This window comes from Rubneribacter sp., from assembly GCF_965361815.1.
This window is the reverse complement of the sequence record NZ_CBDTNW010000069.1, coordinates 38,884-50,622: the sequence shown is the minus strand read 5'-3', so window position 1 is coordinate 50,622 and position 11,739 is coordinate 38,884. Positions and strand designations below refer to the sequence as shown.

10 protein-coding genes and 1 pseudogene are annotated in these 11,739 nt (G+C 55.3%); 6 read left to right on the top strand and 5 right to left on the bottom strand.

Annotated elements, in window-relative coordinates; translation table 11 throughout:
- Nucleotides 1-190 precede the first annotated feature (190 nt).
- Complete coding sequence (locus ACWKY3_RS05455; RefSeq protein ID WP_449315412.1) at nt 191-1,690, bottom strand: FAD-dependent oxidoreductase; 1,500 nt, start codon at nt 1,688-1,690, stop codon at nt 191-193.
- A 215-nt stretch (nt 1,691-1,905) separates the two neighbouring features.
- Between ACWKY3_RS05455 and ACWKY3_RS05450 the strand changes: the two genes are divergently transcribed.
- The 6 genes and pseudogenes from ACWKY3_RS05450 to ACWKY3_RS05425 all read left to right on the top strand — a co-directional run.
- On the top strand, nt 1,906-2,943 hold the full coding sequence (locus ACWKY3_RS05450; protein ID WP_449315411.1) for a hypothetical protein: 1,038 nt from the start codon (nt 1,906-1,908) through the stop codon (nt 2,941-2,943).
- Nucleotides 2,916-3,320 carry a response regulator transcription factor gene (locus ACWKY3_RS05445; protein ID WP_449315410.1) on the top strand — a complete coding sequence of 135 codons (405 nt, stop codon included), beginning with the start codon at nt 2,916-2,918 and terminating at the stop codon, nt 3,318-3,320. The genes ACWKY3_RS05450 and ACWKY3_RS05445 overlap by 28 nt, the downstream gene beginning before the upstream one ends.
- A gap of 113 nt (nt 3,321-3,433) precedes the next feature.
- Nucleotides 3,434-3,733, top strand: a complete 300-nt coding sequence (locus ACWKY3_RS05440) for a helix-turn-helix domain-containing protein (RefSeq protein ID WP_449315409.1) — start codon at nt 3,434-3,436, stop codon at nt 3,731-3,733.
- A gap of 422 nt (nt 3,734-4,155) precedes the next feature.
- Nucleotides 4,156-5,928: a phosphotransferase gene (locus ACWKY3_RS05435; protein ID WP_449315408.1), complete on the top strand. Its 1,773-nt coding sequence runs from the start codon at nt 4,156-4,158 to the stop codon at nt 5,926-5,928.
- Nucleotides 5,928-6,872: a DMT family transporter gene (locus tag ACWKY3_RS05430; RefSeq protein ID WP_449315407.1), complete on the top strand. Its 945-nt coding sequence runs from the start codon at nt 5,928-5,930 to the stop codon at nt 6,870-6,872. The genes ACWKY3_RS05435 and ACWKY3_RS05430 overlap by 1 nt, the downstream gene beginning before the upstream one ends.
- Nucleotides 6,873-7,020: 148 nt before the next feature.
- Nucleotides 7,021-7,170: pseudogene (locus ACWKY3_RS05425) on the top strand (HepT-like ribonuclease domain-containing protein); the annotation flags it as partial.
- A 26-nt stretch (nt 7,171-7,196) separates the two neighbouring features.
- On the opposite strand, the gene ACWKY3_RS05420 reads toward ACWKY3_RS05425, so the two are convergent.
- The 4 genes from ACWKY3_RS05420 to ACWKY3_RS05405 all read right to left on the bottom strand — a co-directional run bounded on the left by ACWKY3_RS05420 (nt 7,197) and on the right by ACWKY3_RS05405 (nt 11,725).
- Nucleotides 7,197-8,627 carry an oligosaccharide flippase family protein gene (locus ACWKY3_RS05420; protein WP_449315406.1) on the bottom strand — a complete coding sequence of 477 codons (1,431 nt, stop codon included), beginning with the start codon at nt 8,625-8,627 and terminating at the stop codon, nt 7,197-7,199.
- Complete coding sequence (locus tag ACWKY3_RS05415) at nt 8,617-9,390, bottom strand: LicD family protein (RefSeq protein WP_449315405.1); 774 nt, start codon at nt 9,388-9,390, stop codon at nt 8,617-8,619. The genes ACWKY3_RS05420 and ACWKY3_RS05415 overlap by 11 nt, the downstream gene beginning before the upstream one ends.
- A gap of 75 nt (nt 9,391-9,465) precedes the next feature.
- A complete protein-coding gene (locus ACWKY3_RS05410) occupies nt 9,466-10,485 on the bottom strand; it encodes a glycosyltransferase family 2 protein (protein WP_449315404.1) in 1,020 nt (339 codons plus the stop codon).
- A complete protein-coding gene (locus ACWKY3_RS05405) occupies nt 10,478-11,725 on the bottom strand; it encodes an O-antigen ligase family protein (protein WP_449315403.1) in 1,248 nt (415 codons plus the stop codon). Before ACWKY3_RS05405 ends, ACWKY3_RS05410 begins: the two co-directional genes overlap by 8 nt.
- Nucleotides 11,726-11,739 lie beyond the last annotated feature (14 nt).

Sequence of the window (11,739 nt, the reverse complement as noted above, 5' to 3'; positions counted from 1 at the left end):
TACCTCTACCCTCACCCAACCCGCGTTGCGGCGCCCCGCGTTCGCGGCCGCGGGGCGGCGGGGGCGCGCGTTCGTAGTCGCGGGGCGGAGGTGCGCGTTCGTGACCGCGCATGCTCGCAGCCAAGCCACCCACCCAACCCGCCCAGACGCAAGCGTGGTCAGGGCGGGTCGGGCGCGGAAAGGCTCCGCCTCACCCGAGGTCGCTGAGAGCGCGCTCGGCGGCGGTTATCCCGGTGACGATGCACCGGTCAAGTGAGGAACCGGCGATGTAATCGTACATGAACACCCCGCCAACGGCCTCTCCCGCAACATACAAGCGCCCCAGCGGCGTCCCATCGGCCTCGAGCACCTGCATGTCGGCGTTCGCGTACAACCCGCCGAACCCCATGATGCACCCCGGCTTGAGCGGGTAGAAGGCATAGTAATTCGGCCCCTCCAGCTTGATGGCCTGGTTCGTCTTGTCCACCGCAAGCCCTATCGTGCGCCCGTCGGCCACGGCCGCATTGAACTCCTCCACCGTCTCTTTGAGCGCATCGGCGGGAACGCCTATCAAGTCGGCCAGCTCGTCAAGCGACGACGCCGCCACCGGGGCCGACCCGAAGCTCTCGAAGCGCTCGATGTCCTGCTGCACTTTCTCCTGCTGTTTGATGCCGTCGTCGAACACGAGCGCGGCAACTTGGCCGGGCTGGTTCATGAGAGCTTTGCCATGGTTCACGTACCCGAGGGACTCGTCGGCGTAGCGCCTGCCCTCGGAGTTGATGGCCAGGCAGTAACCGATAGCGTTCGAAGGATTGCCCGAGGCCACGTTCTTGGGACTCACCGCGCCGATGTGCAGCGATGCCTCGCCGCCCATCTGCACGAGCATGGCGCCAGCTCGCTCGGCCGCCAAGATGCCGTCGCCTGTGATGCTCTTCGAGCCGCGCACCATGATCTCGTCGGCGTCCGGTCCCACGAACTCCTCGAGCATCTGACGGTTGCCCACGTAACCGCCGGTGGCAAGAATGACGGCTTTCGCCCGGACGATCTCCACCCCCTCCTTGCCGCGCACCTTGATGCCGGCCACGTTGCCACGTGCGTCGAACATGAGGTCGAGCAGCTTCGCATCGCACAGCGATTCACCGCCGGCCTGCTCGTACGCGTCCACCATCGTCTGCATGAGCGGACCCATACCCTGCGACGCGCCGGGAGCCGCGTAGATCTTCAGCAGGTTGTACGGCGTGTGAGGGACCGGATCAATCAACTGGACGCCATGGGAGACGAGCCAGTCAAGGCCGTCTTGGATGTTCTCGGCGATAAGCCGCGTGATGTCGGGGTCGCCCTTGCCCTTGCTCTTCTTGTCGAACTCGTCGATGAATGCCTGGATGCTCTCCTCGGTGCGGTCGTTCGGCGCGCAGAGCGCCCCGCCCGACAAAACGGAGTTGCTCGGCGTGCCCAACGCCGATCCTTTCTCGATGACGAGAACGTCAGCCCCCGCCTCGCGCGCCTTGAGGCCGGCGCACAGGCCGGCAAGCCCCGATCCCACGATCACGATGTCGGCCTCGCGTCCGGCCGCGAGGGTTTGACCGTCCAATCCTTCCTGGCCGCCGTCTTTGGCGGCGCACCCGGCAAGCGCCCCGGCCGACGCGAGCCCTGCCAAAGCAGCTCCCCCAAGAAACATCCTGCGCGACAAACCTTTGCTCGATGCGTTCATTTCCTCTCCTTCCCCTTTTCGGTTTCCGAGCCGCCCGGGGACGTCGCGCGCCCCGGGCACGCCTCCACCATAGGGAACAACCGCGCAACGAAACGGAGGATTTCAAGCGCGAAGGGGGCTACAAAACGTAGGATTTTGCCTTCCGCGGCGGGTTTCCCCTTGAAACGCCGACAGGCCGCCCTACTATGGAAGGCACATCGCACAAGGAGGCATCGATGAGCACAAGGGGATCCGCTCTGCGCGCGGCCGGCGCGTATTTCGGCGTGCACCCGCGCCTCTCCCACCTGGGGTTGGCGTTCGCGTTCTGCTGGACGTACTGCATACAGCGTGTGATTCCCGATGACTTGGGCGGCTGGGTGCAGATAGCCGTGTTCGCGGGAACCGCCCTGTGCTGCCTGCTGTTCGCGGCGCTTGCGCGGCGCTCGGGCAAAGACCTTGCCTCCCATCACGTCCTCGTGCGCGCAGTTCCCGTTGCGGCGTGCGCGAGCGGAGTGGCCCTTGTGGCGCCGAGCCCCCTGCAGTCCGAGGCGGCGGTCGTCGCGGTGCTCGCATTCGCATGCGGAATGTCGATCGGCTGGCTCTACCTGCTATGGGGAGGCTTCTACGGAAACCTCGACGTCAAGCCGGCCATCGCGCTGCTGCTGGGATCGGTCATGCTCGCGGCAGTGGTGAAGATCGCCGTCTCGCTTGCAGGACCCGCGCTGTGGAGCGCGCTCGCCTGCACCGCCCTGCCGCTCGCTTCAACCGGCTGCTGGCGCGTCGCGCAACGCACTTCCCCGCCGAAGGGCGCGCGTGGCGACCGCTTCTCGGCCAAGACGCTGCGCTCGCTCAAGGGCATGGCGCTGGGCGTGGCCGTGTTCTCGTTCGCGCTCGGCATCATTCGGACGCTCGACCTCGAATACTTCGCGCAGCCAGCTCTGTTCGAGTCCGTCGCGCACCTCATTGAGATCGCCGTGTGCGCCGGCGCGCTTCTTCTGGCGTATCGGCGCCGCGAGGACTTCGACGTGGCCCACATGTGGCTGTTCGTGCTTCTGGTGATTGCCACGGGCCTGGTGGCGGGCGAGCTGCTGTCCGGAGCGCTTGGATCGCTGTCGTTCGCCATCCTGACGGCGGCGCAGATGTTCGCGCTCGCGTTTTGTACCTTGCGCTGGCCGACATCGCCCACGCCAGCCGCTACCCCGTCGACCTCGTCTTCGGCGCCGGCTGGTCGCTCTACGCGCTGCCGGTGGCCGCCGGATCGTTGTGCACGGTGACGGCGGGGTTCTCCATCGACCTGCCGCGCCTCTCACTTGCCACCATTTACGTGCTGCTGCTGGCGGTGTTCCTGTTCATGCGCGAGCGAGCGCCCTATCACGCGCGTCTGTTCGCCGACCTCAATCCGCCTTTGTCGTCCGAGCGCCTGGGCCGGCTGACCGACCAAGCCGCCGCGCTCGCGCGAAGATACGGACTGTCGGAGCGCGAGCAGGAGGTCGTGGTGCTGTACGCCCAGGGACGCAATCGGGCGTTCATCGGCGGAAAGCTGTTCATATCGGAAAACACCGTGCGCGACCACATCAAAAGCGTGTACAAGAAGATGCGCATCCACAACAAGCAGGAGCTTATCGACGCGCTCGAACGCAGCGAAGGCTAGGATTCGCCGGAAAGATCGGACGGCGCGAGTCATCCTGCCTGGCAACAAGACGCGAAAGCGATAAAGTATTATCCCCTTTGCCGTAAAACATGGAAAAGGATATATATTGAGCCATGATCGACCTTAATCAGAAAACGCCGCCCGGGATGGTTCGGGACGTGGCGAAGCGCGTGCGGGAGCGCCGGAAGGAGCAAAGGCTCACCCAAGCCCAACTTGTCGAGAAAGCGGGGATGCCCTTGGCTTCGTGCAAGCGTTTCGAGCAAAAAGGGCTCGTCTCGTTTCAGTCGTTGGCAGCCGTCGCTATAGCGCTGCGGTGCGAATCCGACTTCGACGCTGTGCTCTCGCGGCGCGCCTACCGCTCCATCGACGAGGTCATAGCCCAATCCGCTGCGCGCAAACGGGGGGCCAGATGAGGCTCGATGGGTCGATCTTCGAGGCGAGCAAGCTGGACGCCCTCATCGGCGGTGGAAAACTTTCAACGCGCTTTGCGAAAACCACGACGATCATGCCAAGGATTTCTCGTCCCTCTTTCGGAGAACCGAAAGGTGAAGCCTGTCGCCAGCCTATGACCTCGCAACCAACTTCGCCGTAATTGCAATCGCCCCTAGCCGCAAACAAGAAACTTGATGACACGCTCTCCGTCATCGGAAAAAGGCAGCAGCAAGACTGACAAGCGCCTCTTCTCGCGTGAAACGCCGTCACGCTCACGACCCTACGTGCTCCACCTTTCCTCTTTGTTCGGAAATTGAATAACAATCAAAAATCCGAACAATCTTGGACGTTGTTCGGATTTCATATGATATAGTTCATATCCGAACACGGAAGGAGCGCAGGAATGGACTTGACCTACAACCAGTTTCAAGTCGTTAGGGGACTCTTCGACAAGCCCGGAGCCACGCAGCGCGAGATCGCCGAGACGGCAAGGTTGGGGCTCGCTACCGCAAACGCGGCCTACAAGGAATGCGTCGCCGACGGACTCATCGACGAGGGGCGGCTCACCGCCAAGGGAATGGCGGAGCTTCGGCCCTACGCGGTCGACAACGCCGTGATCCTTGCCGCCGGACTCTCGTCGCGCTTCGCGCCCATATCGTACGAGCGGCCCAAGGGGCTGCTGCGCGTGCGCGGAGAGATCCTTATCGAGCGGCAGATCGAGCAGCTCAAAGCGGCAGGCGTGAGCGACATCGTCGTTGTCGTCGGTTACCGCAAGGAGGCGTTCTTCTACCTTGAGGACAAGTACGGGGTGAGAATCGTCATCAACCGCGACTATGCCGAGCGCAACAACAGCTCGTCGATCATGCTCGTACGCGAGATACTAGGCAACACCTATATCTGCTCGTCAGACAACTACTTCGAGGTGAACCCTTTCGAAAGCCATGTGTGGAAGGCTTACTACTCCGCGCAGTTCTTCGAAGGGTCAACCGATGAGTGGTGCATGGAGACCGGCGCCCACGGACGCATCACGAAAGTCGAAATCGGCGGGTCGGACGCCTGGGGCATGATCGGTCACGCCTATTTCGATCGGGAATTCTCCTCCCGGTTCCGCAAGATCCTGGAGACGGAGTACGACCTGCCGGAAACACGCGGAAAGCTGTGGGAGCACCTGTACATCGACCACATCCGCGAGTTCGATATGCGCATCCGACGTTACGACCCGCCCGTTATCCACGAGTTCGACTCGCTGGACGAGCTGCAAGGCTTCGACCCGCTGTTCCTGGAGAACGTGAGCAGCGAGATTTTCGACAACATCGTGGCGGTGCTCGACTGCAAGAAGTCCGAGATCCGCGACGTCTGGCCCATCAAGCAGGGCATGACCAATCTCTCGTGCCATTTCGCAACCGACGACGGAGAATACGTCTACCGCCATCCCGGAACCGGCAGCGACGAGATCACGAACAGACGGGCGGAGGTCGAGTTTCAGAAGATCGCACGCAAGCTTGGCATCGACGGCACCTACGTGCACGAGGATCCGGACGAAGGCTGGAAGATCTCACGCTACGTGGACGGCGCGGGAACGCTGGATTACCACAACTGGGACGAGGTCGGCCGCGCGATGACGATACTGCGCAAACTCCACGACAGCGGCGCGGACTGCGGCTTCTCCAAAGATATGCACGAAGACACGCTCATGCAGCTGAAGCTGCTCGACGACAGCAGGCGAACCCAGTTCGGAGACTTCGCGGAGTTGTTCCGCCTTGCGGACGGGCTCAACACCGCCGCGATGGCTCGTGGAGCGAGAACCGTCCCCTGCCACAACGACTTCTACGACCAGAACTTCCTCATCACGGAAAACGAGATGCACCTCATCGACTGGGAGTTTGCCGGCATGAGCGACTACGCAAGCGACCTTGCGGTGTTCATCGCCTGCTGCCCCGACTACACCTACGAGGATGCGCTGCGCGTGTTCGAGCTTTACTTCGGACGCACGCCCACGGACGAAGAGCTGTTCCACTGCGTGGCCTACACGGCGGTCATCAGCTTCCATTGGTTCATCTGGGCGCTGTACAAAGACGTGTGCGGCGAGCCTGTGGGCGAATTCCTCTACTACTATTACCGATACACGAAGCTCTTTGGCAAGAAGGCTGTTGAGCTGAACGGAGGAGAGCTGTAATGCTTTGGGGTCTTGGCGCGGCGATAACCTGGGCATTCGATTCGGTGATTCTGAGCATAGCGCTCATGTCCACTGCGTTCTTCACCACCGAGCAGGCGATAGCGCTCGCTTCGTTCACAAGCACGTTCCTGCACGACGGAACGTCCGCCGTTCTGATGTTCGTCTACAATGCCATGCGCGGCAAACTGAAAAAGACCTGGCAGCTGCTGCGCTCGAAGACGGGACTGCTGGTCGTGGCGGCTGCCGTCATTGGAGCGCCGTTGGGTATGACCGGCTACGTGTTCGCCATCAACGAAATAGGCGCTGCCTACACGCTTGCCATCACGGCATTCTTCCCCGCATACGGGGCAGCTATCGCGCACATATTTCTGAAGGAACGGATGAAGCCCTACCAATGGGTCGGCCTTGCGGCGTGCTTGATCGCCGTTGCCACCCTCAGCTTCAACCCCGACGAGACAGTGCCGGGCAACTGGGTGCTGGGCGTCGTCGGTGCGCTGGTATGCGTGCTGGGCTGGGGCACCGAGGCATGCATCATCTCCTATGCGCTGCGCTTCGGCGAGGCTGACGACGAGTGCTGCCTGCAAATTCGCCAAACCACCTCCGCGGTGACCTACATGGCCGTCATCCTGCCCGTGCTGGGCGGCTGGGGCTGCGCCGCCAACGCAATGATGAGCGACGCCATGCCTTGGATCGCTTTGGCGGCTCTGCTTGGAACCGTGTCCTACCTGTTCTACTACAAAGCGATCGACCGCATCGGCGCGGCGAAGTCGATGGCGCTCAACATCTCGTACTCGGGCTGGGTCATCCCGATTTCGCTCATCGTCTTGGGCAGCATGCCCTCCCCGCTGGGAGTCGCATGCGCGCTCGTGATCATCGTCGGATCGGTTGTGGCCGCGACCGACGTGAGGGAGCTTGTCGGAGGAAGGGAGCGGGTGGCGCAGTAGGAAGAAGCTCTGCGCTTGTTGGTGCCCGATCGTCGTATCAATGTAGCATATGCGGGGAGGAATCTTTCTACCCACACGTGAGAAAGTGCTGCTATGCGAGAAATGACGAGCTGACAGACTATCTCAACTCTCCAAACCGATGAGTTGATTGAATCCCAACATATTACAATTGCAGAAATCGTTCTTTCATGACGTTTGGTATCAGGCCTATGGTCTTAGAGACCGCATAGCCTACGGCTACGCGGAGTTGGCCCCACAAGTTATCTGGAGCACAGCAACCATAAACATTCCCGGGCTGGAGTCGATCTGCGCAGACACAAGCAATCAGAGCACTCTATCTCTTTTCAGCCACATAAAAGCAGGAATCGCGTATACAACACCACCCATAGCAACACCAGCAACGAGTCCGACGAAAGCACTTTCAAAAATAACGCAAGCCATCCTTGCAACGACAAACTCAATCAAACCAAAACAGAGAAAAGGAATTCCTTTTCTGATATAGGATCTTATCCGAAGTTCTCCTTTCGCATAAGCGATCTGAACCAAAGTGACAGCCAGCTCAGCAAACAGCGCAGCAAATGCAGCCCCGTAAACACCACAATAAGAGATTAGAGGTACGCAGAGAGCAGCGTTGATTAACGCGCCACATATCACAGACTTTAGATAGACCCCATCTTTGCCGAAGGGTATGAGGTACTGCACCCCAAGCACATTGGACCATCCACATAAAGGGATCATGAACGCGAATATAATCATCAACAATACGCATGGATCATAGCCAGATCCAAAAAATACTGGCACAAAAACAGGAGCGATCCCGATTATTCCAAACATAAAACAAAATGCTATGGCTTGAGAGAGAAGAACCGATTTATCCAAATAGCGTTTCGCCTCATTGTCGTCGCCACTCGCAGCCAGAACGCTCATCCTTGGAAGCATGACAGTCCCGAGTGATTGGATAACGGTCAACGAGATGGTTATTATTTTATAAGAATTATCGTAGTATGCAACGGATGACATACCGCAAAGGTTCCCGAGGAAAATTGCATTTAGCTGTGTATAAACGGATACTGCAATAACTGGCAAAAATAAAACTAGGTTTGGTTTTAGGTGTCTTAACACCCGAGCAGGAACCGGACAAATAAACCAAATGCGGCTCTTAAGAAGGCCCCACAGCACAACACTATTCAGAGCAAAACTCAGAGCCTGAAGCAAGCAATACACATCCAAATCTGCTGGCGACGAAACAAAAGCAAAAATGCCCAATATGAGGGATACTCTTATGATTATATTTCGTATAGTAATTGTTTTGAACTCCTCAAGCCCGTAGTAGAACCAGGAAATGTCAACTGCTTCCGCCAACACCCAAATCAGCCAAATGAGGGAATACACCATGAGTGAACCACTTATTAATATAGCATATCCAAGATACATCAGCACAACGATCAAGCCCACGGCAAATTGCATTACAAATATCGACGAAAAAATCTCGGACAAAACCTCTTTGTTGCGTCGTGCCTTTGCAACCTCCCTATTACCATATTGACCGAGGCCGAGTAAACAAAAATAGGTGAAGTAGGTCGCCACGGTGTACGTGTACGAATACGTACCCAAAGCATCACTGCCCAGAACGCGAGCAAGATAGGGCGTAGTGATAATGGGCGTAAGCATCCTTACAACTTGATAGGAGGTATTCCAAACGAAATTGGCTCGAAGGGACCCTCTCCTCACTTCCCGCTGATCTTCAGAGCGCATAGTCCCCCAAATCAAAAGTCGTTACAAAGTGATGCGGAGTTCTTTCGGCAACTGGTGGGAGCTTCTGCCAATCGCCATAGACTTGCTCTAGGTAGTCCCTATAATTGCCAAGAGCGAGCATCTTTCTGCCCTCGAAAATCACCTCAGCCGGAGGAAAAGCGTCACTCCACTTTATCCAGAAAAAGCATGATCCATAATGAAGGCAGGACATGAATCCGTCAGCTCCATCCGTAGGGGGGATGGGCATGCTCATCTTAGAAAGTATGCAACCTCTAGGAACAAGCTTTAGCAACCCATGAATCAAACCTCGCGCAATGCTCCTAACTTTGGACAACCCCTCCGATGGATTTTTTCTCTGACGAAGGTCAAACATTTTTCCCCATAATGCCTCGCTCCTGCGAAGCCTCGCAACATTAGTATTGGCATCAAAATAATCAAAGGGAAATATGTCTACCCAAATGCCGTGGTTACCGCCCACATTACTGAGCGTCGCCTCGACCATACTTGTCCCATTCAAGCGCAACTTCATATAGGATGCGGGCATTTGAGGACTATTACTGGGAGTCTGCAAGAAGAACCTGCCCGAGACAACTTCCGGACCTTCTTGCATCAATCGATCATAATCACTTCTTATCATACAGACATCAACATCGTCATCCCAAGGAATAAACCCTTGATGCCTGATCGCCCCTAAAAGAGTTCCAGCGTCCAAAAAGAAGCGAATACCCAACACATCGCATACCCGTCGCAGTTCATCGAGCACGCAGAGTTCAAGTTCCTTTAACCGCGCAAGGTTTTCTGGGGTTATCTCGTGCATAACATCTCCACCCGACAGCGATCACCTGCCCCTGCAACTCAATAAAATAGCTTTAGCGCGTTTGGGCAGCGACAAGAATAGAAATTTCGTATAACTGGAAGAAATGCGGCATAAGCTCGCACTCCTTCGAATAAGCTCAAAATAGACCGTCGGACTTATCTTCCTTAAAGACCGAAAGAAAGCCTCAAGACGTTTGAACGTATTACGACCTCCGCCCATCATCTGCATCAAGTTGCATTTATAATTTGCACTTCCCACGCATTGATTTAGAGCCCAGCGTTGAAGCTCTTCCCCAACGTTGGACGAGTTTTCAATGACGCGTCCGTAATATTCGGCAACATGAAGAGTAACCTCACAGGCCTTGTCAATGTTTCTAAACCACGAAGCAAGCTCGACGCTCTGGCCCTCTCGACCTAATCTGTAGCGATAGACATCGGCGTCAAAAAAAGCAACCGTTTTACAGGCACACACTCCTTTGACGTTAAACTCGAAATCCGTATAACTTGAATTTTCCATAATAGGATCTTTCGTCAAGACATTGCGCAGAGGCGGTGTCCTGAACGTAAGCATGTGCATGGCGTAACGATAGTCGAGACGCTTTTCGATAGGCCGAACCTCCGCATCATACGGCCAATTGAGGGAAACTAGTTTGCTCTCATGCCCCCGTACGGAAGAGTACTTTGTTACAACCAAATCAGAATCGGTCTTTTTTAAAAATCTAACAAGCCTATCCAGCTCTCTGGAATCAACCCAATCATCGCCATCAAGAAGTCGATAATACGCCCCTTCCGCTTCCTGAATGCTGACATTAATACTCGAACCATAACCACCGTTCGGCTTATCAATTACTTTAATTGAATCGGGGTATCGTTCTGAATATTTCCGAGCTACAGCTAACGTCCCATCTTTGGAGCCATCGTTTACAACAAGAACATCGATAGCGGATAAGGTTTCGCAAGCAACAATTGAATCAAGAGTCTGAGTTAAATATGTCTCGACATTGTACGCAGCAATCGAAATGGACAGTGTTTTCTCATGCATGTAATTTGCTCATTTCCTCGATGCGGATAGGGCGCTGCGGAGCAGCCCTCTGGTCTTCTTTGTACCCGAATAGCGCTATGCACAGAGACCATGTCGGATCGAAATACGGAAAAACAATCAAAGTTGTAAACGTTGTCCCAACCAAGTATAGGAAAATGGCAAGAAGCATAATCCGAAGTTCATTTCGCTCTTCGGAAAACGCCCAAACCATAAAAACAAACATAGGCACTATATAAATAGGGATGATCCAAAGACCGATTTCAGCTAACGCTCCGATAATGCCTACATCATCGACGTAATAACTCCCAAAAGGCCCCGACAGCGCAGTATACGCTTTGCTCCCATAAGGAACAAGACCAATCCCGTTTAAAGGGTAGCGCTTGAATAATTCGAGATAATGGTCGGTCTCGTAGATCCTTGTGAGCGTGTTTCCACCGCTCTCGCTCGTCACCGCAAAGGATCCCAAGATTTCACCAAATGGCCCAACCGCGAACAACAGCAAAAGAATAAAGAGGGATAAGAATATACCCGTAAGGGTAACTCCTACGTTTTCCTTGCGCCTCAAAGCGAAAATGAAAAGAAAGATTGAAACCATGAGAAGAAGCACGAGACGACTTTGATAAACAAAAAGAATTGCAAAGAAGGCGAGAGCACAAGTTAGAGCATGCAGTATTTTGTTCTTCTTATCGCAAGCAAATAGATAGGCAGCAATAACGCATCCTATCTGAAGGACAAAAGGAGCATTGATTCTCAACAACCCATTACGAAACCGATCGATTTCGGTAATATTGAACCCAAGAACGAGGTACAAAAAACCAGCTATAAGCATGAAAGTGGCGATGAGGAAAACTACCTTCTCTAGCTTAATTAAAGCTTCTTTAAGTCCGATTATTTCAAATATGAAAGCAAAGACAGGAACGAGCAAACAATAAAAATAGTAGTAAGAAGCGGTAAAAAATTGCGTAATGCTTTGATGGTAATTCAATCCTGTGTAAACGAATTGCACAAAGAGAAAAGACGCTACGAGAAACAAGTAGAGCCACGTAAGCCCCGCAATTCTATGCCTCCACGCAACACTCAGAAAACAACCTAGCGTCAACAAAAGACTAGCGAGCTTGAGCACCACAGAAAGCGAGTGGTAGCACTCGCTCAAAAAAAGCAATCCGAGCGCAAGTCCTACCGCAATGAATAATCGTTTCACTTTCGGGCAATCACCTATCTTGGTGCTATTTTCATCCACAGCGACATGCGATT